Genomic DNA, 25661 nt, shown 5'->3' with positions numbered 1-25661 from the left:
AGAGGAGAACGGTGATGTCCACGATCACCGATGACCGGCAGCAGGCGGTCGAGCTCTCGATCGGCGGCATGACCTGTGCCTCCTGCGCCAACCGGATCGAGCGCAAGCTCAACAAGCTCGACGGCGTGACCGCGACGGTCAACTACGCCACCGAGAAGGCGAACGTCACGTTCCCGAAGGACGTCGACCCCCAGCGACTCGTCGCCGAGGTGGAGAAGGCCGGCTACACCGCTGGGCTGCCCGCGCCGCCCCAGGCGGAGACGGCCGGGCAGGAGTCGCAGGACGAGCTCAGGCCGCTGCGCAACCGCCTGATCACGGCCGTGGTGCTGGCCGTGCCGGTGATCGCGATGGCCATGGTCCCGCCGCTGCAGTTCACGAACTGGCAGTGGTTGTCGCTGACGCTGGCGGCGCCGGTGGTGGTCTACGCGGGGTGGCCGTTTCACAAGGCCGCGTGGACCAACCTGCGTCACGGCGCGGCCACCATGGACACGCTGATCTCGATCGGCACGCTGGCCGCGCTGGGCTGGTCGTTGTGGGCGCTGTTCTTCGGCACGGCGGGCATGTCCGGCATGACCCATCCGTTCGAGTTCACGATCGAGCGCACCGACGGTTCCGGCAACATCTATCTTGAGGCCGCGGCAGGGGTAACCGCGTTCATCCTGGCCGGGCGCTACTTCGAGTCCCGCTCGAAGCGGCGGGCGGGCGCCGCGCTGCGGGCCCTGCTCGACCTGGGCGCCAAGGACGTCGCGGTGTTGCGCGACGGCGTGGAGACCCGCATCCCGGCCGATCAGCTGCAGACCGGCGACACGTTCGTCGTCCGGCCCGGCGAGAAGATCGCCACCGACGGCCTGGTCGTGGAGGGCGCCTCGGCGGTCGACGCCTCCATGCTGACCGGCGAGTCCGTGCCCGTCGACGTGCGCCCGGGCGACGCCGTCACCGGCGCCACCGTGAACGCGGGCGGGAGGCTCGTCGTCCGCGCCACCCGGGTGGGCGGCGACACGCGGCTGGCTCAGATGGCCAAGCTGGTGGAGGAGGCGCAGACCGGCAAGGCGCAGGTGCAGCGGCTGGCCGACCGCATCTCCGGCGTCTTCGTGCCGATCGTGATCGCCCTGGCGGTCGGGACGCTCGGGTTCTGGCTGGGCACGGGCGACGGCGTGGGGGCGGCCTTCACCGCGGCGGTGGCGGTGCTGATCATCGCCTGCCCGTGCGCGCTCGGCCTGGCCACGCCGACGGCCCTGCTGGTCGGCACCGGCAGGGGCGCCCAGCTCGGCATCCTGATCAAGGGCCCCGAGGTGCTGGAGTCCACGCGCAGGATCGACACCGTCGTGCTGGACAAGACGGGCACGGTCACCGAGGGCAAGATGACCCTCAGCGAGGTGCACGTCGCGGAAGGGGAGAGCGAGGCCGAGGTGCTGCGCCTGGCCGGGGCGCTGGAGCACGCCTCCGAGCACCCCATCGCGCAGGCCGTCGCCGCGGGCGCCGCCGACCGCTTCGGCGAGCTGCCCGCACCCGAGGACTTCGCGAACGTCGAAGGGCTCGGCGTGCAGGGCGTCGTCGACGGGCACGCGGTCCTGGTCGGCCGGCCCAGGCTGCTGGCGGAGTGGTCGCAGCACCTCCCTCCGGACCTGGAGCGGCGGCTGCACTCCGCGCAGGCCGCCGGCCGCACGGCCGTCGCGGTCGGCTGGGACGGCAAGGCCAGGGCGGTGCTCGTCGTGGCCGACGCGGTCAAGCCGACCAGCAAGGAGGCCGTCCAGCAACTCGCCGCGCTGGGGCTCGCCCCGGTGCTGCTGACCGGCGACAACGAGGCGGCGGCCAGGACGGTCGCGACCGAGGTGGGCATCGACGAGGTGATCGCCGAAGTGCTGCCCGCCGACAAGGTCGACGTGGTCAAGCGGCTGCAGGCTGAGGGCAGGGTCGTGGCCATGGTGGGCGACGGCGTCAACGACGCCGCCGCGCTGGCCCAGGCCGATCTGGGGCTGGCGATGGGCACGGGCACCGACGCCGCCATCGAGGCCTCCGACCTCACCCTGGTCAGAGGCGACCTGCGGGTCGCGGCGGAGGCCATCAGGTTGTCCCGCAAGACGCTGAAGACGATCAAGGGTAACCTGTTCTGGGCCTTCGCCTACAACGTTGCCGCCCTCCCGCTGGCCGCGCTGGGCCTGCTCAACCCCATGATCGCCGGAGCCGCGATGGCCTTCTCCAGCGTGTTCGTGGTGAGCAACAGCCTGCGGCTGCGCCGCTTCCGATAGCACGGCGGGGCGGCTCCGAGCGCACCGGCTCGGGGCCGCCCTTCGGCGTGGAGCACGCGCCACACGATGATGCGGGGCACCGGTTACCGACCCGGTCGGGACGGGGAGGCGCCGGTCGACACTCTGATGATGAGCTCCGGCTGGAAGACGATCTCTTGATGCCAGTGGCCCGCGTCGCCCCGGGAGTCGGTGAGCAGCAGCTCCGCGGCGGCGTGGCCGAGCTGGTGCTTCGGCTGGCGGATCGAGGTCAGCGACGGTGACAGCGCGGCCGCGAACTCCACGTCGTCATAGCCCATGACCGCCATGTCGTGCGGGACACCGATGCCTCGCTGTTCCAGCCCGCGCAGCGCGCCCAGCGCCACCGTGTCGTTGACGCAGAACAGCGCCGTCGGCCCGGCACGCAGGGGCAGCCGCTCCAGCGCGGCCTCGCCCTCGCGCGGGGTGAGCGCGGGCAGGGTGACCTCGGTGACCACTTCGCCGGGGTCGAGCCCGGCGGCGCGCACCGCGTTGTCCAGCCCTTTGCGCCGGTCGGCGCACTGGCGCACGATCGACGGCCCGTTGAGGAACCCGATGCGCCGGTGGCCGAGCGACAGCAGATGGGCGCCGGCCAGCTCGCCGCCCCTGACGTTGTCGACCGCGACCGCGCAGAGCTGGGAGTCGGCGCCCGGCCGGTCGAGCAGCACCATGCCGATGCCGCGCCGGCGCAGCTCCACCAGGTGGGAGATGTCGTCGCCAGCGGGCGTGATGAGGATGCCGGGCACCCGGTGCTGCTCCAGGATCTGCAGGTAATAGGCCTCCTTCTCGACCGAGTCGCTGGAGCTGCAGAGCACGAGCAGCAGCTCCTCCTGCGACAGCCTGGTCTCGATGCCGGGCAGCACCTCGGTGAAGAACGGGTTGCCGATGTCGCGCACCATGACGCCCACGGACCGGCTCGCGCCGCCGCGCAACTGCCGGGCGGGAGCGTTGGGCACGAACCCCAGCGCCTTGATGGAGGCGCGCACCCGGCGCAGCGTCGGCTTGGCGACCAGCTCAGGCCGGTTGAGCACGTTGGAGACCGTTCCCACGGACACGCCGGCGTGGGCGGCGACGTCGACCATGCTGAGCCGGCGGCGCTCGGCCGGCTTGTGGATGTCGGTCACCGGCGGACAGCCCTTCTGGTCACCTGGCAGGAACACCCAGTGTAGCCATTGAAATGTTTCATCCGTGTGGCGTGGACATCTCAGGTTTCCACGCAGGCATTGACGCGAGTACCTCCATCTGCTTACGGTTCGCGAGGATTGAAATGTTTCAAATAGTTGGGAGCCCTCGCATGCAGCTGGCCGTGACCGATCCGCAGGTCGAAGGACTGGCCGAGCCCTTGGGCCTGGACGTGAGCGCTCCGCTGTTCTCGTGGCAGATCACCGGGGCCGGGCGCGGGCGCGCGCAGAGCGCGTACCGGGTGATCGTGGCGCGTGAGGGCGATCCGGCCGGCGAGGGTGCCGAGCTCGTCTGGGACAGCGACGCCGTGACCTCGGCCGCCACGTACGACATCCCGTACGGTGGGGTGGAGCTGCGGCCGCGGACCCGCTACGGGTGGCGCGTCAAGGTGGCCGGCGAGAGCGGCACGTGGTCGGAGTGGAGCCCCGCGCGCTGGTTCGAGACCGGGCTCGGCGACACCGCCGGCTGGACGGCGGGCTGGATCGGCACGCCCGTGGCGCCCGGCTCGGAGCGGTTGCCGTCGCTGGAGAACGTGCCGCGCATGTGGGTCGCCGGCCGGCTCGGGCCGTCCCCTTCGCCGGTCGGGGCGTTCCGTACGCGGTTCGACGTGCCGGGCGGGGCGCGGCCGCTGTCGGCGTGGCTGGTGATAGGCGGGAGCTCCGAGGTGGAGGCGTACGTCAACGGCGTGCCGGTCGCGGGCGAGACGCGGGACGGCGCGTTCGTGGCCGACGCGGGCGACCTGGTGGCCTCGGGCGAGAACGTGCTGGCGATCAGGGCTGGCGGGTCCGGGCTGTGCGTACGGCTGGAGGTCGCGGTCGAGGGGCGGCCGGCGCTGGCACAACTCGTGCCGGTGGGCGCGGCGGGCGGGGTGACCGTCACGTCCGGCGGCCGCTGGCGGGCCGGCGATCTACCGGGCGACGGGTTCGAACAGCCCGGCTTCGACGACTCGGCGTGGTCGCTGGCCGAGGAGGTGGGCCTGCACGGCGACCCGCCCCACGGCCGCGAGCCGATCGCCGACCGGCCCAGCCCCTACCTGCGGCGCGAGTTCGACGTGCCGTTGCCGGTGCGCAGGGCCAGGCTCTACGCCACCGCGCTCGGCGTCCACGAGGTGCACGTGAACGGCAGCCGGGTGGGGGCCGACCACCTGGCGCCCGGCTGGACCGACTACCGCCACCGGATCACGTACCACACCTACGACGTCACAGAGCTGGTGTCGGAGGGGCGCAACGCGATCGGCGCGATTCTCGCCGACGGCTGGTACGCGGGCCACATCAGCTGGTTCGGCCCCTTCCAGTACGGCCGCAGGCCGGCCTTCCGCGCCGAGCTGGAGATCCTGCACGACGACGGCAGCGTGACCCGGCTGCGCACGGACCCCGGGTGGCGGGCGGGGACGGGCGCGATCCGCTACGCCGACCTGCAGAACGGTGAGCGGCAGGACCTCGCCGCGGAGCCGCTCGGCTGGACGGCGGCCGGGTTCGACGACTCCGGCTGGCCGCCCGCGGTGCCCGTGAGCCCGCCAGCCGGCCGGTTGACCGCCGCCGTCGCGCCGCCGATCCGGGTGCACGAGGAGCTGGAGCCGGTCGCGGTGTGGGAACGGAGCCCCGGCGTGTGGATCGCCGACTTCGGGCAGAACCTGGTCGGCTGGGTCCGGCTCACCGGGTGTGCCGGCCGGGACCGCCCGGTGGTGTTGCGCCACGCCGAGGTCCTCGACCACGAGGGCGGGCCGCACCTGGCCAACCTGCGTTCGGCCCGCGCGACGGACGAGTTCCTGCCGGGCGGCGACGGGCCTGAGACGTTCGAGCCGCGCTTCACCTTCCACGGCTTCCGCTACGTCGAGGTGTCGGGGTTGCGCGCGGCCCCGGAGCGGATCACGGCCAGGGTGGCCCATGCCGCGATGGAGCCGGCCGGCGAGTTCACCTGCTCCGACGAGCGGATCGACCGGCTGCAGCGCAACATCGTGTGGGGGCAGCGGGGCAACTTCCTGGCCGTCCCCACCGACTGCCCGCAGCGTGACGAGCGGCTCGGCTGGACGGGCGACATCTGGGCGTTCGCGCCCACGGCGCTGTTCAACTTCGACGTCGCCCGGTTCCTGCGCAGCTGGCTGGACGACGTGGTGGCCGCGCAGGGCGACGACGGCGCCGTCACGCACGTGGTGCCCGACGTGCTGTCCGGCCGCGGGCCGTCGCCCAAGGAGGCGGGCTCGCCCGGCTGGGGTGACGCGCTGGTGATGGTGCCGTGGGCGCTGCACCGGCTGCGCGGCGACGCGGGTGTGGTGGCGGCCTGCTTCGAGCCGATGGTGCGCTGGCTGGCGTACCTGGACAAACGCTCCGACGGCGGGATCTTCCCGGAGGAGGGGTTCGGCGACTGGTTGTCGATCGGCGCCGAGACGCCCAAGCGGCTCGTCGGCACCGCGATCTTCGCGCTGTCCGCCCGGCAGCTCGCCGGGCTCGCCGCCGCGCTCGGCCGCGACGCGGACGAGCGGGCCTGCCTGGAGCTGTACGGCCGCGTCCGTCAGGCGTTCCGCGCGGCCTTCGCCGAGGGCCCCGGCGTGCTGGCGGAGGGCACGCAGACCGCCTACGTGCTGGCCGTCACGGCAGGGCTGTTCGAGGAGCACGAGCTCCCCAGGGCGGCCGCCCGGCTGGCCGGCGACATCGAGGCCCGCGGGGGCCACCTGTCGACGGGCTTCCTCGGCACGCCGTTCCTGCTGGACGCGCTCACGTTGACCGGCCGGCTGGACGTGGCCTACCGGCTGCTGACGCAGGACACCTTCCCGTCCTGGCTCTATCCGGTCGTCCACGGCGGGGCGACGACCATGTGGGAGCGCTGGGATTCGTGGAGCCACCACCGGGGACTGCAGGACCCGGGCATGAACTCCTTCAACCACTACGCGTACGGCGCCGTCGGCGACTGGATGTACCGGACGGTCGGCGGGCTCGCACCGGGGTCGCCCGGCTACGCCGACATCGTGGTGCGGCCGCGGCCCGGCGGCGGGATCACCTGGGCGACGACCGCGCATCGCACCCGGCACGGCCGGGTGGAGGTCGCCTGGCGGCTGGAGGGCGACCGTTTCGCGCTGGACGTCGTCGTGCCGCCCAACACCCGCGCCGAGGTGTACGTGCCCGCACCGCCCGAGCGGGTGACCGAGAGCGGCGTGCCGGCCGGCCAGGCGGAGTGCGTGACCTTCGACCGGCTGGACGGCGGGGGAGCGGTCTACCGGGTCGGCTCGGGCTCGTACGCGTTCAGGGCGCAGGACACGGCAAGCTGAGAGGCAGTTCGATCGTGACCAGCACAAAGGTGCGCCGGCGGCCCCCGTGGGGCGTCTACCTCGTCCTCCTCCCCACGTTCGCCCTGCTCGCGGCGTTCGCGTACTACCCGGCGCTGAACGGCATGGTCCACTCGCTCTTCGAGTGGCGGCCGGGCTTCGAGTCGCCCTTCGTCGGCTTCGAGAACTATCTGACGATGCTCGGCGACGGCCTGTGGTGGGCCTCGTTCCGCAACATCGGGATCATCTTCGTCTGGGCGGTCACGCTCATGTGGGTGTTCCCGCTGCTGGCGGCCGAGCTGGTGATGTCGCTGTCGAGCGAGCGGCTGCGCTTCGTGTTCCGCACGCTGCTCATCCTGCCGCTGGCCTTCCCCGCGGTGGTCAACGTGCTGCTCTGGCAGTTCATGTACGACCCGCGCGACGGCGTCATCAACAGCCTGCTGCGCGCGATGGGGCTGGACGGGCTGGCGGGCAACTGGATCGGCGACCCCGACACCGCGCTCGTCGCGCTGATGACGATCGGCTTCCCGTGGGTGGCGAGCCTGCCGTTCCTCGTCTTCCTGTCGGCGTTGCAGAACGTGCCGGCGGAGATCTACCAGGCCGCCGAGGTCGACGGCGCGGGCCGGCTGCGCCGCTTCTGGAGCATCGACCTGCCGATGATGTTCCGCGACGTCAAGCTGCTGTTCGTGCTGGCGGTGATCTCGGTGCTGCAGTACGGCATGCAGGCGCACATCATGACCGGGGGCGGTCCCGACAACGCCACGCAGGTGCCGGTGCTGCGCATGCTCGACGCGGCCTTCGTGGACACGAGCTGGGGTTACGCGGCGGCGCTCGGCACCGTGCTGTTCGTGCTGACCCTGGCGGTGAGCCTGGTCGCGCTGACGCTGGGCAGGAAGGCGGACGCATGAGCCGCACGCGCAGGACCGACCTGGTGGCGGGGGCCGTGCTGGCGGTGCTGGCGTTCGCCGGGCTGTTCCCCTACCTGTTCATGCTGGCGGCCTCGGTCAAGGACAACGAGCAGTTCTTCGCCGGCTACTGGTCGCCCGCCTGGCCGTTCCACCTGGGCAACTACGCGGTGGCCTGGGAGCAGGTCAGCCCTTACCTGTTGACCTCGTTCGTGGTGGCGGGGCTGGCCATCGCCGGCACGCTGGTGCTGGCCCCGGCCGCGGCGTTCGTCTTCGCCCGCTTCCGCTTCCCCGGTCGCGGCGCGTTGTTCGGGCTGATCGCGGCGCTGCTCATGGTGCCCTCGATCACCAGCCTGGTCCCGCTCTTCGTGCTGATGCGGGACCTGGGCATCCTGGACAGCCGGCTGGTGCTGATCGTCCCGCACGTCACCGCGAACACGGTGTTCGGGATCGTCGTCATGCGCACCTACATGGCGCAGATCCCTGAGGAGATCTTCGAGGCGGCCCGGGTCGATGGCGCGGGCGGGACCCGGTTGTTCCTGGCCTTCATGGTGCCGTTGTCCCGGCCCGTCATCGGCACCGTGGCGCTGATGACGGTGCTGGGGGTGTGGAACGACTATTTCTGGCCGCTGCTCACGGTGCAGACCGATGCGTACCGGACGATCCCCGCCGGTCTGGCGTTCTTCGCCAACCAGAACGCGCAGCAGTGGGGCCCGCTGTTCGCGGGCTACGTTCTGGCCAGCCTTCCGCTGGTGGTGTTGTTCACCTTCCTGTCCAAGTGGTTCCTGGCCGGCATCCAGGGCGGCATCGTCTCCGGCAGGTGAGGGTCGCCGTTCGTTGAAACGTATCAACCAAGAAAGGAACCGGCTCCCCATGAGAACACCCCCCAAGAGCGGGCTGGCGGCCTCGGCCCTGCTGCTCGCGCTGACCGGCTGCGGCCTGCTGGGCACCGGCGACACGTCGGCGACCGGCGCCGACGGCAAGGTCACGATCACCCTGGCAGGCCCCAACCAGTGGAACGCCAGCGGCAGCAGCTTCGGCCCGGCCTGGGAGGCGCTCGTCGACTCCTTCGAGAAGCGAGAGCCCGGCATCGAGGTCAAGACCCAGGTGCTGCCCCTCGACGGCTTCTCCCAGACGATCACCACCCAGCTCGCCGCCGGCACCGCGCCCGAGCTGGTCTTCAACCAGCCCCCGCACAAGGCGCACGAGGTGCACGCGCTCGACGCCGAGCTGCAGAAGCCCAACCCGTACGTGCCGGGCAACCAGCGCTGGATCGACGTGTTCAAGAAGGAGTACTACGGACCCGGCGTCTCCAAGGCGCTCAGCAAGGAGAGCGGCAAGCTGGAGTACATCCCGTTCAACCTGGTCGCGATCGGCCTGTTCTACAACAAGGACGCCTTCGCCAAGGCGGGCATCGAGCAGCCGCCGGCCACCTGGGAGGACTTCAGGTCCGCCTGCGCGAAGCTGAAGGACGCCGGCTTCGACCCGGTCGCGCTCGACAAGGGCGGTCTGGCCGCGGGCTGGACCTGGGAGGCGGTCAGCACCCAGCTCATCGACAAGTACTACGACGAGTGGAACCAGTTCGACGCCACCGGCAGGCCCGGCAGGGCGCCGACCGTGACCGAGAAGTCGATGAGCAAGGTGATCAAGGAGGGCACGCTCACCACCAGGACGCCCGAGGTGGCCGAGTCGCTCAAGATCTACAAGGAGTTCTTCGACTGCGGCACCCCCAACTGGACGGGCGTGGCCGACGGCGGCGCGACGGTCGGCTACCGCGACTTCGTCTCCGGCAAGGCCGCCATGTCGTGGGGCACCGACTTCGCCGTCGAGGCGCTGAAGGCGGACGCGAAGTTCCCGCTCGGCACGATGCCGTTCCCGACGATCACCAAGGCCACCACGTCGTTGTCGACGGACGCCCCTGCCCGTTACGGCGCGTCGATCGGCGGCACCAGCTACATGATCCCGTCGACGGTCAAGGACGGGAAGTACGCGGCGGCGATCAAGTTCCTGCAGTACATGAGCTCGCCGGCGATCAAGCCGTGGCTGGACGCGACCGGCGGGCTGCCCGCCGTCGAGGGCGTCGAGCCCTCGGCCGAGACCGCGGGGCTCATGGAGGGCGAGTGGGGCAGGCCGTTCCGGGTGACGGCGCTGCCCGGCGGCCCCGAGGGCACCTCGTTCCGCGATGTGTTCGACGGCTACCTGCTGGACGAGCGCTCGCTGGAGGAGGAGCTGGCCGACCTGGCGAAGTGGTGGGATCGCGGCATCGAGGCCGGCATCAGGAAGAACGCCTGGGGCGACGAGGACTGGGCCAAGTAGGAGGTAGTTGACCATGAGGTTATTGATCGCCCTGGCGCTGGCCGTACCGGCGATGTTGGTGAGCCTGCCCGCGCACGCGGCGGCATCAGACGAGATGACCGGCGGGGTGACCGGTGTGGAGGTCGGCGAGAGCACGGTGACGGTCACCGGCGCCGCGTCCGGCCCGGCCGAGCTGTACGCGCTGGACACGTGGCAGGACACGCACACCGGGGAGACGCCTGTCGCGACCGTCGAGGCGGGCGAGTTCCGTGTCGAGGTGCCGCGCATGGACGGGGACCAGGACCGGCTCTACGACAAGTTCGTCGCGGTGGGCACGGCGGGGCCGCTGGGCGAGGTGCACTACGCCGACCGGCTGAGCTTCGCGTCCACCAGCCAAGCGCCATACCCCGAAATGTCGGGCAAAAAAGGTCTGCAAGTGCAGATGTCCGACGACGCCGAGGAGATCGGCGTCCAGCACGCCGGCATCAACCTCGCCCTCGACTCGGTCATGATGGCCGGGCCCGGCGATCCCGGCAACACCATCGAGTTCGTCTCCCAGGGAAAGACCTACTACTTCGACCGCGGCGCCGTCGCCGGGCTGGACGCCCAGGTCAAGCCGCTGTCGGACAACGGGATGCTGGTCAACCTGATCGTCCTCGTCTACAACAGCACCGCTCCCAACTCCGCCGCCCGCACCCTCATCCACCCAGAGGCCGAGCTGGGCAAGGGCACGGTCTACGCGTTCAACACCAAGACGGCCGAGGGCGAGGCGCACTTCACGGCCGCGATGGAGTTCTTCGCCCAGCGCTACAGCCGGGCCGACGGCCGGTACGGCCGGGCATGGGGCTGGATCGTCGGCAACGAGATCGACGCCCAGCAGTTCTGGTACAACATGGGCCCGCAGGAGCGGGACGTCTTCCTGGAGCAGTACACCCGGGCGATGCGGCTGACCTGGCAGGCCGTGCGCAAGGCCGACGCCGCCGCGCGCGTCTACACCTCGCTGACGCACTTCTGGACCGGCGCGGCCAACGACGATCCGAAATACACCTACAAGGGCCGCGACGTGGTCGACGGGCTCAACGCGCTCACCAAACGCCAGGGCGACTTCGACTGGGACATCGCCTACCACCCGTACCCGGAGAACCTGTTCAACCCCGCGTTCTGGAACGACAAGACCGCCACGGACGGCTTCGACACGATGCGGATCACGTTCAAGAACATCGAGCTGCTGCCGCGCTACCTCGCCCAGGACCACCTGACGTACGGCGGTGAGCGGCGGCGGGTGATCCTCTCCGAGCAGGGGCTGAACTCCCAGGACTACTCCGACGAGGAGCTCAGGCTCCAGGCCGCGGCCTACGCGTACGCCTACTACAAGGTGGCCTTCGCCGACGGCATCGACTCCTTCATCCTGCACCGGCACGTCGACCACAAGCAGGAGGGCGGGCTCCGGCTCGGCCTGTGGACGTGGGACGAGGAGCACGCGGCCGCGTCCAACGCCGGCGAGCGCAAGCCGGTGCACGAGGTGTTCGCCGGGATCGACACCGAACGGTCGCTGGAGGTGACCGAGTTCGCGAAGGAGATCATCGGGATCTCCGACTGGAAGGACGTCATCCCCGGCTTCGACCCGGCCAAGCTCGCCGTCAGGAAGCCGCCCGCCACGGTCGGGGTGCAGCTCGACGCCAAGCCAGTGGCCGAGCGGGTGATCTCCGGCTTCGAGACGGACACCGGCGGCTGGCGGCCCTCGGACAACGCCGCCGCCGTGGAGCGGGTGGCCGCCGGCGACGGGCACGCGCTGCGCGTCCGCTTCGACCGCGACCTGCCCGGCTGGTCGCAGTACGCCAAGTCGTACAAGGGCGCCGACGTGCTGTTCGGCGAGCCGCTCGACGCCACGCGCACGTCGCGTCTCTCGGTCTCGATCAGGGTGCCGGAGAACGCCGACGACGGCTTCAAGCCGGGCAACGTCTTCTCCGCCAAGATCCGCGTGTACGGGCGTGACGGCGCGGTGGCGGAGGGCGTGGGCACGATCGACCCCGCGCTCGGCTGGAACCGGCTCACGCTCGACCTGTCCCGCTGGGCCCCGCGCGAGGCGATCTCCAGGGTCAAGGTGTGGGTGCGCGGCTCGGTCGGCTCCGACTGGGCGGGCTCGTACGAGATCGACCGGCTCAGCCTGGCCGCCGCCGCGCTGCCTCGCCCGGACCGGCGCAACATCGACGTGACGGCCGCCACCGGCGAGCGCGGCCAGGTCGGCTCCACGGTCACCTTCACCGTGACGAACCGGGACGTGCTGCCTATGGCGGGCAAGGTCCGGCTCACCTCCTGCGACGGCGTGACCGTCGACCCGGACGCGATGGGCGTGACCGGCCTGCGCACCGGCGCGAGCCGCACGTTCGAGACGAAGCTGACCGCGTACGAGCCGGCGGACCGGGAGTATCCGGTCGTGTGCGCGTCCTACTCGGGCCAGGAGCACCGGGTGACGTTCCGGTTGCCGCCGGGGGCCGGGTCCGTGCCGCCCGCCCCTGACGCCTTCGCCAACCTGGAGCTCGACGACACCTTCGACAACGCCGGCGACTACCAGGTGCACCGGGCGGAGCCGGAGAACAAGGAGCTGCCGCAAGTGACGTACGCGGACGGCGCGCTGTCGGCCGCCCACCCGTCGGAGGACTGGTTCGGGCTGATGTCGTCGAGCGTGTCCCCGCGTAACCCGGCCTTCAGCACGGCGATCACCATCAGGAAGTTCCAGGGCGACTCCACCGACATGGACACCGTCTACACGGGCCTGGTCAAGGACGGCAGGACGGACGTGGTGGCGTTCTACGTGAACACCCAGAAGTCGGTCGGCTTCGAGGTGCGCGGACCCCAGGTGCCGGGAGGGCTCGCGGTCTTCGGCGTCAAGCAGGGCGTGAGCATCCCCGACGGCGGCCGGTTCGCGCTGTCGCTGGTGGGCGACCGCGCCGCCATCTACGCCGACACCGGGTCAGGCTGGGACCTCGTCACCGCCGCCACGCTGGAGCACCTGCCCGCCCTGTCGGACCCGGAGGTGCGGGCAGGATACCGGTACGGATTCGGCGTGCGCGGCGACGCGGGGGCCGGCCCGCTGCGACTCGACGCGGTGGAAGGACGCAGCATCTCGTGACATCCGCGGCCTCGGGGCCGGTCTACGTCCGCTCTTCGGCGGGCAGCGTGGCTGTGACGGCCACGCCGCCCACTCCGGCGGCGGCACGCCACCGCGAGCTGCGAGAGCCAGACCACCGGCCGCCCCGGGGCCTGCGCGAGCACGTCGCGCAGGCCGTACACCAGGGCGACGAGCACGAGGGGCACGGCGCCACCGGCGGCGGCGTACAGGGCGCCGAGCGAGAGGCCGTACCGGATCGGCAGCGCGGGAACGAAGAACACCACCAGGAACCAGCCGAAGGAGCGGCCGACCGCGTGGACGCGCCGCCCCGGCGGGAGTCAGGGGAACGAGCGGGCCCCGTAGCGGACGGCGATCAGCACGACCGCCCCGGGGATCACCTGGGCGCCCAGGTGCCCGAGGTTGTAGAGCAGCGCGGTGTCGTACACGACGAGGACGAGCGCTCCGAGCACAGCTGCAGCCAGCAACCCGGGCAGCGGGAAGCTCGCCGCCAGTGCCTGCGTCGCGGGGCCGCTCGCGAGCGAGAACCACCCGTCCGGCAGGTGGCGGGCGATGAACGACACGTCGCCGCCCCGCACGCTCAGGACGTACACCGTGAACTCAGGCCCGTCACCCCGGCCAGCGCGGCCTCGGGGGAGCGCCACCAGGACGGACGGCTCCCGTGCCGTTCCCGCGTCACCGGCTTGCGCCGGGCGAGCGTCAGCGCGGTCACGACCGATCCGGCGATGAGGGCGTGCACGATCATGCGGATCATCGTCCCGCGAAACCGCCCGCCGCCCGGGGGCCGGGCGATCCCCGCGGCCCCCGCATTCAGGCAGGGGCTCGCGCCGTCGTGCTCACAACCAGTCGTGTTCGCGCGCGTAGCGCGCCGCTTCGTGCCGGGTCCTGGTCTGGGTCTTCTGCATCGCGTTGGAGAGGTAGTTGCGCACCGTGCCCTCTGCCAGGTGGAGCCGGGCGGCGATGTCGGCGACCGAGTAGCCCTCGCCGGTCACCCGCAGCACATCGCTCTCCCGGTCGGTGAGCGGGCAGTCGTCGACGACGGCGAGTGCGGAGACGTCCGGATCGATCCAGCGTCTGCCCTCGTGCAGCGTCGTGATGACCGAGGCGATGTGCGCCGGTTCCGCGGACTTGCTGACGAAGCCCTGCACCCCGAGCTTCAGCGCCTTGCGCAGCACGCCGGGCCTGGCATGGCGGGTCACCATGAGGATCACCTGGTCAGGACGCTCCTTGCGGATCTCCGCGACCGCGTCGAGCCCGTCCATGCCGGGCATCTCCAGGTCGATGACGAGCACATCGGGCCGGTGCCACAGCGTGGCCTGTACGGCCTGCTCGCCCCCTTCGGCTTCGGCGAGCACGGTGATCTCGCCTTCGAGGGGGAGCAGCGACGCCAGCGCCTTGCGGAGGAGGGCCTCGTCATCGGCGAGCACCACGGTGGTCATCGGTCGTCCTTTCGCACGGACGGGCTCACCATGTGTGGCTCCAGGGTCGAACAGCAGGGGTCCTTCGCCAGTATTCTGCCGGTTCCATCCGGCCCGCCAGTGACACCGCGTCATGTGATCGCGGAAGAAACGTCATGGTGCGGTCATGACGCGGTCCCACTGGCAGATGAGCGTGGCGACGGCTGAGATCAGGTGCATGGCCTCCACACCCGTCATCGACGTCGAACGTCTGAACCTCAAGTACGGCGACTTCCACGCCGTCAAGGATCTGTCCTTCCAGGTGCGGCCGGGGGAGTTCTACGCCCTGCTCGGCACGAACGGTGCGGGGAAGACCTCGACCCTGGAGGTCGTCGAAGGCCACCGTACGGCCACCTCGGGCACCGTGCGGGTCTTCGGGCAGAGCCCGCGCGACCGGCGGGCGGTGCGGCCCAGGATGGGCATCATGCTGCAGGAAAGCGGGTTCTCTCCCGACCTGACGGTGAGGGAGTCCGTACGGTTGTTCGGCAAGCTCTCCCAGCGCACCGACAGGGTTGAACGTGTGCTCGGCGTCGTCGACCTCACCCGCAAGGCCGGCACCAAGGTCTCGCAGCTCTCCGGCGGCGAGAAGCGGCGTCTGGACTTCGCCACCGCCGTCTACGGAACGCCTGAGCTGATCTTCCTCGACGAGCCCACCACCGGGTTGGACATCCAGTCCCGGGACGACCTGTGGGACGCCGTGGACAGGTTGCGCGACGACGGATCCACCATCGTCCTCACCACGCACTACCTGGAAGAGGCTCAGCAACGCGCCGACCGCATCGGGCTCATGCACCGGGGCACCTTCCACAGGGAAGGGACCGTCTCCGAGCTGACGCGGACCCTGCCCGCCACCATCCGCTTCTTCCTGCCCGCCCGCGCACCCGCGCTGCCGCTGCAGGCCACGCGCGAGAACGACGGGACGTTCCGCATCGAGACCTTCGGCCTGCAGAAGGACCTGTTCACCTTGCTCCGCTGGGCGCAGGACCACGCCGTGGAACTGGAGGGACTCGAAGCCGGACCGACCAGGCTCGACGACGTCTTCCGCGCCCTCGGCAGCGACTAGACCACTCCCCTCATCGAGAAAAGGACCTTCGCCATGCTCTCGATCGCTCTCAGCGAGCTGGTCCAGATCTTCCGGAACCGGCTGGTTCTGGTCACCAGTCTCGTCATGCCCGCGGCGGTCAGCTCGTTCTTCATCTACCGGCACGACGTCTTCGCGGCTCTGGGCAGCCTCGGATACATCGCGGCGGTGGTGATGTTCACCGTGGGGGCTTTCGGGCTCTACGCCACCACGGTGACCACTCTGGCATCCCGCCGCCAGAACCTCTTCCTCAAGCGCCTGCGCTCCACCGGGGCGGGCGACACCGGCATCCTCACCGGGCTGCTCCTCCCGATCACCGTCATCTCGCTGCTCCAGGTGGCCGTGATCATGACCGTGCTGGCCGTGGTCACGGGCGCGCCCGACAACGTTCTCCTGCTGGCGGCGGCCGTGCTCTCGATGGTGATCATGATGCTCGGCCTGGGACTCGCCACGGCGGGGCTGACGAACTCCGCCGAGCACGCCCAGGTGACCACGCTGCCCATCAGCATCGGCACCATCGTCGTGGCCAGCTGGGTGGGGATCACCGGCACCGAGGATCTCGCCCTGCTCAAGCGGCTGCTCCCCGGTGGCTCGGCCACCGAACTCGTGGTCAACGCCTGGAACGGCGGCGTTCCCCTCCCCACCTCCCTGCTTCTCCTGGCGCCCACGCTGAGCTGGGTCACCGTCGCCGTCGCGCTGGCGTCCCGGATCTTCCGCTGGGAGCCCCGACGATGACGATCTCGGCGTCACGACGGGATTCGGTGCCATTCCCGCAGGTCAGTGGTGCTCCCGGTGGAGCGGGTATACCCTTCCCCCATGACCCCGCACGACCTCGCCACCCTCGTGCACCTGAGGCGGGCTCGGGATCTGATCGACCGCGAATACACCCGCCCGCTCGACGTGCCGACGCTGGCCCGCCACGCGCTCATGTCGCCGGCGCACTTCGCACGGCAGTTCCGGGCGGCCTACGGTGAGACGCCGTACAACTACCTCATGACCCGCCGCATCGAACGCGCGATGGCGCTGCTGCGCGCGGGGGTCAGCGTGACCGACGCGTGCATGGCGGTCGGCTGCACCTCGCTCGGCTCGTTCAGCTCCCGGTTCACCCAGCTTCTGGGGGAGACACCGAGCGCCTACCGCGCCCGGGAGCACCGCGCGGTGACGGCGATGCCCCCGTGCGTGGCGAAGGTGCACACCCGGCCGACCAAAGACGCGCCGAGCAGGATCGAAGAAGCGGACCGCGAGGCGGTCACCTAGCGTTGTCCGCATGACCATCTCACTCCAGAACTGCCACATCACCGTCCACGACGTCGACGAAGCGCTCGCCTTCTACCGCGACGCGCTCGGCCTTGAAGTACGCAACGACGTCCCCTCCGGTGAGGGCCGCTGGGTCACCCTCGGCGGCCCCGGCCTGCCGGCCCCCGAATACGTGCTCTCCACACCGCATTCCGGCCGGTCGAAGGCCGACGGCGACGCCCTCCAGGACCTGCTCACCAAGGGCGTGCTGCCGATGGTCGTCTTCCGCGCCGACGATCTCGACGCGACCTTCGACAAGATCCGCGAATCCGGCGCCGAGGTGCTGCAGGAGCCCATCGACCAGCCTTGGGGCACGCGCGACTGCGCGTTCCGCGACCCTTCGGGCACCATGGTGCGCATCGCGCAGGCGCCGAAGGCGTGATCAGGGGATGCGCGGGACGTCCTTGACGAACACGATCCCGTCGTTCGCGGCCAGGTGGGCCGGGTTCAGCGGGAAGTAGCCGTACCAGGGGGACACGCGGGGAGCGGGCGGCGTGTCGCTGAGCGCGGCGGCCAGCCGGCGGGCGTCGACGACGTAGTGGTCGTGCGGGATCGTGTAGAGGAGCCCTTCGAGAGTGTCCGGGGGAGGAGTGTGCACTCCCTGGTGCCGGATCGTGCCGATGGCCGTGGCCAGGAAGGCGTACCCCTCGCCCAGGCGGGCGCTCACGAGCGCGCCGGCGCCCCACCATTCCGGCTGCAGGTCGCCCAGCCGCATCGTGCTCTTCTCCCGCTGGAGATGGGCGTTGTGGGCGTGGACCAGCGCCGGGCCCCGCTCGGCGACCGCGAGGAGGTTGGCGGCCATCATCGAGTCCCGCACGCCCAGCAGCCGCACCACGCGGCCCGGTGACGTGCCGGCCATCCAGAAGTGGTAACGCAGCAGGCCGGTGGCGGTGCGCCCGTACAGGCGCGCCCGGTCCCAGTCGTCGCGCGAGGACGCCGCGATCAGGTGCGGCGTCTCCGCGTCGAGCAACGCCACCAGGTCGTCGGCGAGCAGCCGCAGCTCCCTGGCCTCGGCCGACCGCCCTGCGGACCGGGACGGGTCCATGATCGCGGCGGGGTCGGTCCACCGGTCGTCGGCCCCGAGCAGGCGGTCGAGCGTTTCCGCGGAGCAGGGCAGCAGATCCGCCTCCACCCGGGCCGCGAGGTAGCCGTGGAGCGCGGTGAGGGCCTGCCGGGGGCTCGCGGCGCCGGTCATCTCCAGCGGGCCGTCGAAACCGGCGAAGCGCAGCCGCTCGGACGCGGGCCGGCCGTCGTTGTACGCGCGCATCCAGCGTACGAGCTCGCGGTTGGCCGCGGACGCGCCGAACCCGTGGCTGAACCCGCGCTCCATGACCTCGTCGAGGGTGCCCCTGCCCGAGGTGACGTAGTCGTCCACCACCAGGCCCCTCACGCAGTCGCTCTCGATCGCGATCGAGCGGTGGCCCTCCTGCTCGACGAACTGCCGGAAGAGGTCGTTCCGCTGGTGGAGCAGGATGTCCTCGCCGTGGGTGGGCTCACCCAGGGCGAGCAGCCGCGGGCGGGCCGGGAGCAGCCTCATGATGGCGGCGGCCTCGACGGCATGGGCGATGTCCTGGATGCCAGTAGCCATGCCGTCAACGGTATCGCTGAACCTCCTGTGGAGACTTTTCCACGAGAACGCCTGATCCTTGGGACCGAAGTCCCAAAAGGACGTTCATTCCGCAGGCGGATCCGCGTCACGCTGCTCGGCGGCACAACCTGACGCCGCGAGCACGCCGTGCCGGCCCGGCTACCTACCGGAAGCGTGCTGGGCAGCCCAGTCGCGGTAGCGGATCTCGCCGAGGGTCGCGCCGTCGAGGGGGACCAGTGAGCGCTCTTCCAGCTCGCTGCCGAAATAGCGCGCGTGCGGGTCGGTGACCACCTCGCGCGGATCGCCCCAGGCGGCCAGCGCCTGGCGGAAGAACTCGTCCATCCGGGACTGCTCGGGCCCGGCGACCTCGATCCTGCCGTTCAGGGGCGTCACCGTCGCGACCCTGCCGACCGCCGCCGCGACGTCGTCGCCCGCCATGGGCTGGAAGAGCACGGGAGCGATCCGTACCGTGTCGCCGTCCGTGGCCTCGTCGGCGATGCCGCGGACGAACTCGTAGAACTGGGTCGCGTGCACGAGGGAGAACGGGATGCCCGACTTCTCGATCAGCTGCTCCTGGGCGATCTTCGCCCGGAAATAGCCGTTTTCGGGCATCCGCTCCGTTCCCACGATCGACAGCGCGACGTGGTGACCGACGCCGGCCGCCACCTCGGCGGCGAGCAGGTTGCCGGTGGAGGTCTCGAAGAAGTTCAGCACGGCGGCGGGCTCGAACGACGGCGAGTTCGACACGTCGATCACCACCTGCGCGCCCTCCAGCACCTCGGCCAGCCCTTCGCCGGTGAGGGTGTTGACGCCGGTGTTCGGCGAGGCCGCCACGGCTTCGTGACCGTGCTCGCCCAGCTTCGTCACGAGCTTCGAGCCGATCAGGCCGGTTCCGCCGATGACAACGATCTTCATGGCGCAGTCCTTTCTGGTTCGCCGGGGCGTCTGTGCCGACCGGTCGCCAGCTAAGACAATGCGGACCCTCGGGCTTGTGACAGCCCCCGCGAAAAATCTTCCGTAGGCGGTGGCATCACGGTTCCCCCTTGAGCCGTTCGAAGACGAGCTGGGTGCGCTGGACGGCGCGCACGCCGTACACCTCGGAGATCAGGCCGGGGGTGAGTACCTGGCCGGGCGGGCCGCCGGCGAGGATGCGGCCGGCGCTCATGACGTACAGGCGGTCGCAGAACGCGGCGGCCTGGTTGAGGTCGTGCAGCACGGCCAGCGTGGCGACGCCCAGCTCACGCACCAGGTGCAGGATCTCCAGCTGGTGGCGGATGTCCAGGTGGGAGGTGGGTTCGTCGAGCAGGAACAGGCGGGTCTCCTGGACCAGGGCGCGGGCGATGAGCGCGCGCTGTTTCTCGCCGCCGGACAGGGTGGCGTAGACACGTTCCTCCGCGCCCGCGAGCCCGACACGGTCGAGGGCCCGCGCGCACCGCTCCTCGTCGGCGGCGGGGACACGTTCGTACGGCGTGCGCCCCATCAGCACGACCTCGCCGACGGTGAAGTCCAGCTCGGAGGGCGTCTCCTGGGCCACCACGGCGGTTCGCCGGGCGGACTCGGGCCAGGACAGGCCGTGCACGTCGTCGCCGTCCACGCTGATGAGCCCGGCCGAGGGACGCAGAGCCCGGTAGATCGTCCGCAGCAGGGTGGACTTGCCGCATCCGTTCGGACCGACGAGGGCGACGAACTCGCCGGCGTCGACCAGGAGGTCGGCCTCGTGCACGATCGGGCGGCTGTCGAGGCGTACGGAGACGCCGCGCAGGTCGAGCATCATGCGACGGTCACCGCCCGGTCGACCGAGCGCCGGCGCAGCAACCACAGGAAGAACGGCACCCCGAACAGCGCGGTGACGATGCTGAGCGCCAGCTCCTGCGGCGCGTTGACGGTCCGCGCGGCGACGTCCACGAGCTGCAGGAACGCCGCGCCGAGCAGCGCCGTGACCGGGAGCACCCTGCGGTGGTCGGCGCCGACGAGCAGGCGGGCCGCGTGCGGCACGATCAGCCCGACGAACGCGATCGCGCCGCTGGTGGCCACCAGGACGCCGACCAGCAGGGAGGTGAGGACGAAGAGCGTGATCCGCAGGCCGTGCACGTTCACGCCGAGGGAGACGGCCGTCTCCTCGCCGGCGGCGAGCGCGTTGAGCCGGCGGTGCTGCAGCAGCAGGTAGACCAGGCCCCCGACCAGGACGACGGCCGGCAGCGGCAGCATGTGCCAGCGGGCCCCGCCCAGGCTGCCCATGAGCCAGAACAGCACCTGCTGCGCCGCCCGTCCGCTCTGCGCCTGCTGCAGCACGAAGCTGTAGAGGGCCTGGAAGAGGTACGCCAGCGCGACCCCGGCCAGCACCAGCCGCGACGGGGTGAGCCGGCCCGAGCGCTGGGCCAGCGTGTACACCAGGCCCAGGGCGAGGAGCGAGCCTGCGAAGGCGGCGCCCGACAGCGTCAGCCCGCCCAGCGTGGAGGCGCCCAGAATGAGCACGAGCACCGCGCCGAAGGACGCGCCGGACGAGACGCCGAGCAGGAAGGGGTCGGCCAGCGGGTTGCGCACCAGCGCCTGCAGCACCGCTCCGACCACCGCCAGCCCCGCCCCGACCAGGAGCGCCAGCAGCGCGCGCGGCAGCCGGAACTCCCACACGATCTGCGCCTGCACCGGCGTCCACGTACGCGGGACGAGGCCGGGCACCAGCCGGTCGGCGACGATGCCCCACGCCTGCGGCAGTGCGACGTGCACGGCGCCGATGCTCACCGCCAGCCACGTCGCGGCGACCACGGCCACGGCCAGCGCGACGACGAGCGCCGCGAACCGGCGGCCGCGCCGGCGAGGACTTCCGGCGCTCGCAACCCCGGCCGGGGCCTGCTCCTGCCTTGTTTCGCTGGTCATGAGGTGAACGCGTCGGGGTGCAGGAAGCGGGCGATGTCGGTGATGGCCAGGAGGTTGCGGTAACCCGGATGCTGGGCCGAGACCGGCACAGGGAGCACCCGCTTGGCCTTGGCCGCCGGGCTGTTCCTGGCGATGGCGAGGGCGTCGGCGGTCTTGGCCTGCACGGTCGGCGTCGTCTCGCCCCGCAGGGTGGCGTACTCGCTGACCAGGATGGCGTCGGGCTGCGCGGCGCTGATCTGCTCCACGCTGACCTCGGTGTAGTCGCCCTTGACGTCGGCCAGCACGTTCACCCCGCCTGCGGCGGCGATCATCTGGTGGGTGATGCCGGCGCCGCCGTAGGCGTTGACGGGGCCCCTGCCGCCGTCGGTGGCCAGCACCTTGACCGGCGTCCGGCCGGCGACGCGCTTGCGCACGTCGTCGAGCCGGCCGCGCAGCTCGGCGACCAGTTTGCCGGCGCGGTCGGGGACGCCGAAGATCTTGCCGAGGTTGTGCAAATCGGTGAACGTGTCCTCGAGGGTGAACTCGAGCATCTCCTGCGGGCTGCACCAGCCGCCCAGGATGTACACCGGGGAGCCCGCGGCGTCCAGCTCCTCCACGGTGGCGTAGCCGCCGCCCGCGTCGAAGCTGTTCATCGCGTTGTCCAGGACGAAGTCGGCGCCCTGGGCGAGCATGACCTCCTTCTGGGGGAGCATGATCGTCGGTGAGATCTCGGGGATCTTGTCGTACGGCTCCTTCTGGCCGGGCAGGAACGCGCTCTCGGAGAAGTTCGTACGACCGGCGATCCGGTCGCCCAGGCCGAGGGCGAGCAGCGTCTCCAGGGACGGGTGATAGCCGGTCACGACCTTGGCGGGCGGCCGGTCGAAGGTGAGGGTACGCCCGCAGTTCTCGACCGTGACGGGGAACCCGGGCTGCGGCGCCTCGGCGGAATCGGTCTCCTGCGTGGCGGGCGCCTGCCCGCAGGCGGTGAGCGTGAGGGCCGCCACCAGGACGAGCAACCTTCTCATGACCCGGCGACCACCTTCAGCGGCGCGCTGGCGCGAGTGATCGGCATGGCTGGGGTGCGGCTCATGTGATGAGTCTCCGGAGGTGAGAGGTCGAGCGATGGTGATGCGACGAACGACCTCATTTTGCACATATGCCGCAATTGCCAGCAAGCCGCGTTAGCATCGGGTCGCCGCACCTCACCGCGTGAACCCACGCCCTGCCGGTCAGAAGGGGCCGCTCCACCCCGAGGGCGTCCGGACGCCGGACCTCACTCCGGCTCCGCCAGCGCCCGGCGCCTGAAGCCGCTGGGCGAGACGCCGAACGCGCGGCGGAAAGCCCGGCTGAAGTCAGCCGGATGGGAGAAGACCCAGGTCGCGGAGACGTCCTGGATGGGGACTTCCCGCAGCGCGGGATCGGCCAGGTCACGGCGCGCGCGTTCCAGCCGTTGCCGCCTGATCCAGGCGCTGACCGTGAGGCCCTGCTCGGCGAAGATCTCGTGCAGGTGGCTGAGCGAGATGCGATGGGCGGCGGCCACCCTGCCGGGCGTCAGAGCGGGATCGCGAAGATGCCGCTGGATGAAGGTCCGGATGCGCTGGTCGAGCGCGTCCCGGCCGGATCGTTGCCGCATGCCGCCGTGGCCGTCCTCCATCAGGTTGTGGAGCAGCGCGGAGATCAGCCCCAGGAGCGCCATCCCCACCCGCGGGCCGTCGGCGGGCCGCAAACTCTCCCGGTCGTTCCACACGTCGGTGACGAAATCGGCCAGCAGCCGGGCGATTCCGCTCATGGCGGGAACCGCCCGGCACGGCAGCTCGTCCAGGAGCTCGGCCTGCGGCTGCACGAGGGACTTCGGAATGAGCACGCAGGCGCCCCCGGACGCCCATGGACGGATCCCGCGCGCGGGGCCGTACAGGAACAACGCGCCGCCCTCCCGCCACAACGAGACGACCAGCAGGTACGCGTCCTCGTCCGCGCAGGGCTCCGGGGCCAGGACCTCTGATCCGTTCACCAGGCGCAGCCCGCCGAGCTGCAGGTGCTCAGGGCACGTCCCGGCCGAGGGGGAAGCCAGGGCCCCGATCACGGGGTCGCCGCCCTGGCTGCTCCGCCGGGCGCCACGCCCGCCGGGACGGCGGCTCTCTCATGGGGCATGCGAATCCCCCGTTCACTCGATCGCACAACACCTGGCGACCATCGTCAGGAAACGTTGTGAAGCGTCGCTGAAAGCGCTCTGAAACGGCGCGGACCGCAGTTCGGTACCGGTCCCGAGAGCCCTGTGGAAGACTGCGCGACCATGACGAGCGAGCACGAGCCCACGCCGTCCGGCCACGAACCGCCTCCACCCGACGACCGCGCCACGCCGCGGCCCGAGCCGTCCGAGCCGCCAGAGCAGCCCGCCCACAAGACGCACGAGCTGCGGTGCGTTAGTCCTGATGGCGTGGATCGGTGCCGCCGGACAGCAACGCGTGGTTCCGGACGGTCAACCGGGGCTAGGGTCGCACCCGGCCGGCCCGGGACTCCAGATAGCGTTGCTCGGCGATGCTCGCGGTGGCCTTCGCGGCGCGCCGGTAATGCTCGTACGCGCCGGCCGTGTCGCCGGTCTGCTCCAGCAGGTGGGCCCGTACGGACAGCAGCCGGTGATGCCCGGCCATCCGCTCGTCACCGTCCAAGGTGGACAGCAGGGCCAGTCCGGCGGCCGGGCCCTCGGTCTCGGCCAGCGCGATCGCCCGGTTCAGCGTGACCATCGGGTTGGGCGCGATCCGTTCCAGGATCAGGTAGAGCGCGTGCACCTGCGGCCAGTTGGTCTCCTCGGCCGTCGCCGCATCGGCGTGCGTCGCGGCGATGGCGGCCTGCACCTGGTACGGCCCCAGCGCCGGGGTGGCCAGCGACGCCTTGACCAGCTCGATGCCCTCGTCGATCAGGGCGCGGTCCCACGTCGTGCGGTCCTGCTCGGCCAGCGGCACCAGGTCGCCCGCCGCCGTCGTACGCGCCTCCCTGCGGGCGTCGGTCAGCACCATCAGCGCGAGCAGCCCGGTCACCTCGCCGTCGTCGGGCAGCTGCGCGTGGACCATCCTGGCCAGCCGGATCGCCTCGTGCGCGAGGTCGACGCGGTGCAGCTCGCCGCCCGACGAGGCGGTGTACCCCTCGTTGAAGATCAGGTAGAGCACGTGCAGGACGACCCGCAGCCGCTCCTCCCGCTCCGCGCCCTCCGGCAGGCTGAACGAGCTTCCCGCGGCCTTGATGCGCTGCTTGGCCCGGCTGATCCTGGCCGCCATCGTGGCCTCCGGCACCAGGAACGCGCGGGCGATCTCGGCAGTGGTGAGGCCCCCGACCGCCCGCAGCGTCAGGGCGGTCTGGGAGGCTGCGGTCAGCGCCGGATGGCAGCACAGGAACAGCAGGAGGAGCGTGTCGTCGGTGTCCGGCACGTCCTCCGGCGCCACCTCGGCGGCCGTCGCCGACTCCCGCTCGCGGCGTGCGTGGTCGCTGCGCATCTGGTCGATGAGCCGCCGGGACGCGACGGTCACCAGCCAGCCGCGCGGGTTGCCCGGCACCCCCTCGGCCGGCCACTGCACGGTCGCGGCGAGCACGGCCTCCTGCACGGCGTCCTCGCACCCCTCGAACTGGCCGTGCCGGCGCACCAGCGTGCCGAGGACCTGCGGCGTGAGCTCACGCAGCAGGTCCTCGACGGCCGGCGCCGTCATGCCTCCGACGGCCCGTCAGCGAACATGACCTGCCGCACCTCGATCCCCAGCCCCTCGATCGCGGCGTCAGGGATCTGCGCCGCCAGCTCGATCGCCCGCTCCTTGTCCTCGCAGTCGATCAGGTAGAAGCCGCCCAGGTATTCCTTCGACTCCAGGAAAGGCCCGTCGGTCACCACGGGCTGGCCGTGGCGCACGGACACCACCGCCGCCTGGGAAGGGTCGACCAGCGCCTGCGTGTTGATCAGCTCGCCGGACTCCTTCAGCGCCTCGATGAACCTGGCGTGGCCGTCGCCGATCGCCGCCTTCTCCTCGTCGGTCAGCGCGTCCAGCACGGCCGGGTTGATGTGCATGCTGATCAGGAACTTCATGTCGTACTCCTCGTGTCGCGCGGGCCCCGGCTGGGCCTTTCGACCGGTTGGTCGGAGCCGCCGCCGTCGCCTTGACATCCCCGCCGGAACTTCTCGCACGACTCTTCTCGCCGTCGCATCCCCGGGCCGCGATGTCGTCCTCCCTGCTGACGCAGGATAGGCGAGCCGGGCAGGCGCGCAGCACGTCGAACCGCTGGATGACGCCCCCGCGGCGGGCCGGCGGACATCGTCCGGCGTAAAGAAGTGATCTTCCGAGAGGTCGGGATTCAGGCCTGC

General features: G+C 71.2%; 22 protein-coding genes. 10 read left to right on the top strand and 12 right to left on the bottom strand.

The features are described 5' to 3' along the window. The first annotated feature begins 14 nt into the window (after positions 1-14). Entirely contained in the window at positions 15-2249 is a 2235-nt protein-coding gene (locus tag E1294_RS03420; RefSeq protein WP_132504332.1) for a heavy metal translocating P-type ATPase, read from the top strand. An 83-nt stretch (positions 2250-2332) separates the two neighbouring features. On the opposite strand, the gene E1294_RS03415 is transcribed toward E1294_RS03420, so the two are convergent. After that, positions 2333-3388, bottom strand: coding sequence for a LacI family DNA-binding transcriptional regulator (locus tag E1294_RS03415; RefSeq protein ID WP_246082779.1), 1056 nt, complete (start codon positions 3386-3388; stop codon positions 2333-2335). 170 nt (positions 3389-3558) lie between these two features. Between E1294_RS03415 and E1294_RS03410 the strand changes: the two genes are divergently transcribed. Genes E1294_RS03410 through E1294_RS03390 form a run of 5 tightly spaced genes read left to right on the top strand, consistent with a single transcriptional unit; the run spans position 3559 to position 13041 of the window. Further along, the gene (locus E1294_RS03410; protein ID WP_132504330.1) at positions 3559-6711 is read left to right on the top strand and encodes a glycoside hydrolase family 78 protein; all 3153 of its coding nucleotides are present in this window, start codon (positions 3559-3561) and stop codon (positions 6709-6711) included. Between the two features lie 14 nt (positions 6712-6725). After that, positions 6726-7616 (top strand): carbohydrate ABC transporter permease, encoded by an 891-nt coding sequence (locus E1294_RS03405; RefSeq protein WP_246082778.1) that lies wholly within the window; start codon positions 6726-6728, stop codon positions 7614-7616. Continuing rightward, on the top strand, positions 7613-8437 hold the full coding sequence (locus E1294_RS03400) for a carbohydrate ABC transporter permease (protein WP_132504328.1): 825 nt from the start codon (positions 7613-7615) through the stop codon (positions 8435-8437). Before E1294_RS03405 ends, E1294_RS03400 begins: the two co-directional genes overlap by 4 nt. A gap of 49 nt (positions 8438-8486) precedes the next feature. Beyond that, a complete protein-coding gene (locus tag E1294_RS03395; RefSeq protein ID WP_132504326.1) occupies positions 8487-9929 on the top strand; it encodes an ABC transporter substrate-binding protein in 1443 nt (480 codons plus the stop codon). Between the two features lie 13 nt (positions 9930-9942). Further along, positions 9943-13041, top strand: a complete 3099-nt coding sequence (locus tag E1294_RS03390) for a DUF5722 domain-containing protein (protein ID WP_132504324.1) — start codon at positions 9943-9945, stop codon at positions 13039-13041. A gap of 317 nt (positions 13042-13358) precedes the next feature. Here the strand turns inward: E1294_RS03390 and E1294_RS03385 are convergent, their stop codons facing one another. From E1294_RS03385 to E1294_RS03380, 3 genes are all read right to left on the bottom strand, one after another. Beyond that, positions 13359-13631: a hypothetical protein gene (locus E1294_RS03385; RefSeq protein WP_132504322.1), complete on the bottom strand. Its 273-nt coding sequence runs from the start codon at positions 13629-13631 to the stop codon at positions 13359-13361. Next, positions 13619-13783 carry a hypothetical protein gene (locus tag E1294_RS52375; RefSeq protein WP_165977058.1) on the bottom strand — a complete coding sequence of 55 codons (165 nt, stop codon included), beginning with the start codon at positions 13781-13783 and terminating at the stop codon, positions 13619-13621. The genes E1294_RS03385 and E1294_RS52375 overlap by 13 nt, the downstream gene beginning before the upstream one ends. 91 nt (positions 13784-13874) lie before the next feature. Continuing rightward, a complete protein-coding gene (locus tag E1294_RS03380) occupies positions 13875-14477 on the bottom strand; it encodes a response regulator transcription factor (protein WP_132504320.1) in 603 nt (200 codons plus the stop codon). 196 nt (positions 14478-14673) lie between these two features. Between E1294_RS03380 and E1294_RS03375 the strand changes: the two genes are divergently transcribed. The 4 genes from E1294_RS03375 (at position 14674) to E1294_RS03360 (ending at position 17254) form a co-directional block, all read left to right on the top strand. Beyond that, positions 14674-15558, top strand: a complete 885-nt coding sequence (locus E1294_RS03375) for an ABC transporter ATP-binding protein (RefSeq protein WP_132504390.1) — start codon at positions 14674-14676, stop codon at positions 15556-15558. Positions 15559-15591: 33 nt separating this feature from the next. Continuing rightward, positions 15592-16311, top strand: coding sequence for an ABC transporter permease (locus E1294_RS03370; protein ID WP_132504318.1), 720 nt, complete (start codon positions 15592-15594; stop codon positions 16309-16311). 81 nt (positions 16312-16392) lie between these two features. Continuing rightward, positions 16393-16833: a helix-turn-helix transcriptional regulator gene (locus E1294_RS03365; RefSeq protein WP_132504316.1), complete on the top strand. Its 441-nt coding sequence runs from the start codon at positions 16393-16395 to the stop codon at positions 16831-16833. A gap of 10 nt (positions 16834-16843) precedes the next feature. Next, positions 16844-17254, top strand: coding sequence for a VOC family protein (locus E1294_RS03360; RefSeq protein ID WP_132504314.1), 411 nt, complete (start codon positions 16844-16846; stop codon positions 17252-17254). On the opposite strand, the gene E1294_RS03355 is transcribed toward E1294_RS03360, so the two are convergent. The 8 genes from E1294_RS03355 to E1294_RS03320 form a co-directional block, all read right to left on the bottom strand. Next, on the bottom strand, positions 17255-18460 hold the full coding sequence (locus tag E1294_RS03355; protein WP_132504312.1) for an erythromycin esterase family protein: 1206 nt from the start codon (positions 18458-18460) through the stop codon (positions 17255-17257). A 159-nt stretch (positions 18461-18619) separates the two neighbouring features. Further along, on the bottom strand, positions 18620-19375 hold the full coding sequence (locus E1294_RS03350) for an SDR family oxidoreductase (RefSeq protein ID WP_132504310.1): 756 nt from the start codon (positions 19373-19375) through the stop codon (positions 18620-18622). Positions 19376-19490: 115 nt separating this feature from the next. Further along, positions 19491-20234 carry an ABC transporter ATP-binding protein gene (locus tag E1294_RS03345; RefSeq protein WP_132504308.1) on the bottom strand — a complete coding sequence of 248 codons (744 nt, stop codon included), beginning with the start codon at positions 20232-20234 and terminating at the stop codon, positions 19491-19493. Then, the gene (locus E1294_RS03340; RefSeq protein WP_132504306.1) at positions 20231-21337 is read right to left on the bottom strand and encodes a FecCD family ABC transporter permease; all 1107 of its coding nucleotides are present in this window, start codon (positions 21335-21337) and stop codon (positions 20231-20233) included. The genes E1294_RS03345 and E1294_RS03340 overlap by 4 nt, the downstream gene beginning before the upstream one ends. Continuing rightward, positions 21334-22341, bottom strand: a complete 1008-nt coding sequence (locus tag E1294_RS03335) for an ABC transporter substrate-binding protein (protein WP_132504304.1) — start codon at positions 22339-22341, stop codon at positions 21334-21336. Before E1294_RS03335 ends, E1294_RS03340 begins: the two co-directional genes overlap by 4 nt. A 248-nt stretch (positions 22342-22589) precedes the next feature. Beyond that, positions 22590-23399 (bottom strand): helix-turn-helix domain-containing protein, encoded by an 810-nt coding sequence (locus E1294_RS03330; protein ID WP_132504302.1) that lies wholly within the window; start codon positions 23397-23399, stop codon positions 22590-22592. Positions 23400-23805: 406 nt separating this feature from the next. Continuing rightward, positions 23806-25017 carry an RNA polymerase sigma factor gene (locus E1294_RS03325; protein ID WP_132504300.1) on the bottom strand — a complete coding sequence of 404 codons (1212 nt, stop codon included), beginning with the start codon at positions 25015-25017 and terminating at the stop codon, positions 23806-23808. Further along, a complete protein-coding gene (locus E1294_RS03320; RefSeq protein WP_132504298.1) occupies positions 25014-25385 on the bottom strand; it encodes a YciI family protein in 372 nt (123 codons plus the stop codon). The genes E1294_RS03325 and E1294_RS03320 overlap by 4 nt, the downstream gene beginning before the upstream one ends. Positions 25386-25661 lie beyond the last annotated feature (276 nt).

This window comes from Nonomuraea diastatica (genome assembly GCF_004349015.1).
Lineage (GTDB): Bacteria > Actinomycetota > Actinomycetes > Streptosporangiales > Streptosporangiaceae > Nonomuraea > Nonomuraea diastatica.
This window is presented reverse-complemented; position numbering and strand designations above follow the sequence as displayed.

Bases quoted from the DNA above. Each gene is read 5' to 3' on its own strand.
- E1294_RS03420 (WP_132504332.1), top strand. From the start codon at position 15: ATGTCCACGATCACCGATGACCGGCAGCAGGCGGTCGAGCTCTCGATC.
- E1294_RS03410 (WP_132504330.1), top strand. From the start codon at position 3,559: ATGCAGCTGGCCGTGACCGATCCGCAGGTCGAAGGACTGGCCGAGCCC.
- E1294_RS03400 (WP_132504328.1), top strand. From the start codon at position 7,613: ATGAGCCGCACGCGCAGGACCGACCTGGTGGCGGGGGCCGTGCTGGCG.
- E1294_RS03395 (WP_132504326.1), top strand. From the start codon at position 8,487: ATGAGAACACCCCCCAAGAGCGGGCTGGCGGCCTCGGCCCTGCTGCTC.
- E1294_RS03390 (WP_132504324.1), top strand. From the start codon at position 9,943: ATGAGGTTATTGATCGCCCTGGCGCTGGCCGTACCGGCGATGTTGGTG.
- E1294_RS52375 (WP_165977058.1), bottom strand. From the start codon at position 13,783: ATGATCGTGCACGCCCTCATCGCCGGATCGGTCGTGACCGCGCTGACG.
- E1294_RS03380 (WP_132504320.1), bottom strand. From the start codon at position 14,477: ATGACCACCGTGGTGCTCGCCGATGACGAGGCCCTCCTCCGCAAGGCG.
- E1294_RS03375 (WP_132504390.1), top strand. From the start codon at position 14,674: ATGGCCTCCACACCCGTCATCGACGTCGAACGTCTGAACCTCAAGTAC.
- E1294_RS03370 (WP_132504318.1), top strand. From the start codon at position 15,592: ATGCTCTCGATCGCTCTCAGCGAGCTGGTCCAGATCTTCCGGAACCGG.
- E1294_RS03365 (WP_132504316.1), top strand. From the start codon at position 16,393: ATGACCCCGCACGACCTCGCCACCCTCGTGCACCTGAGGCGGGCTCGG.
- E1294_RS03360 (WP_132504314.1), top strand. From the start codon at position 16,844: ATGACCATCTCACTCCAGAACTGCCACATCACCGTCCACGACGTCGAC.
- E1294_RS03355 (WP_132504312.1), bottom strand. From the start codon at position 18,460: ATGGCTACTGGCATCCAGGACATCGCCCATGCCGTCGAGGCCGCCGCC.
- E1294_RS03350 (WP_132504310.1), bottom strand. From the start codon at position 19,375: ATGAAGATCGTTGTCATCGGCGGAACCGGCCTGATCGGCTCGAAGCTC.
- E1294_RS03345 (WP_132504308.1), bottom strand. From the start codon at position 20,234: ATGATGCTCGACCTGCGCGGCGTCTCCGTACGCCTCGACAGCCGCCCG.
- E1294_RS03340 (WP_132504306.1), bottom strand. From the start codon at position 21,337: ATGACCAGCGAAACAAGGCAGGAGCAGGCCCCGGCCGGGGTTGCGAGC.
- E1294_RS03335 (WP_132504304.1), bottom strand. From the start codon at position 22,341: ATGAGAAGGTTGCTCGTCCTGGTGGCGGCCCTCACGCTCACCGCCTGC.
- E1294_RS03325 (WP_132504300.1), bottom strand. From the start codon at position 25,017: ATGACGGCGCCGGCCGTCGAGGACCTGCTGCGTGAGCTCACGCCGCAG.
- E1294_RS03320 (WP_132504298.1), bottom strand. From the start codon at position 25,385: ATGAAGTTCCTGATCAGCATGCACATCAACCCGGCCGTGCTGGACGCG.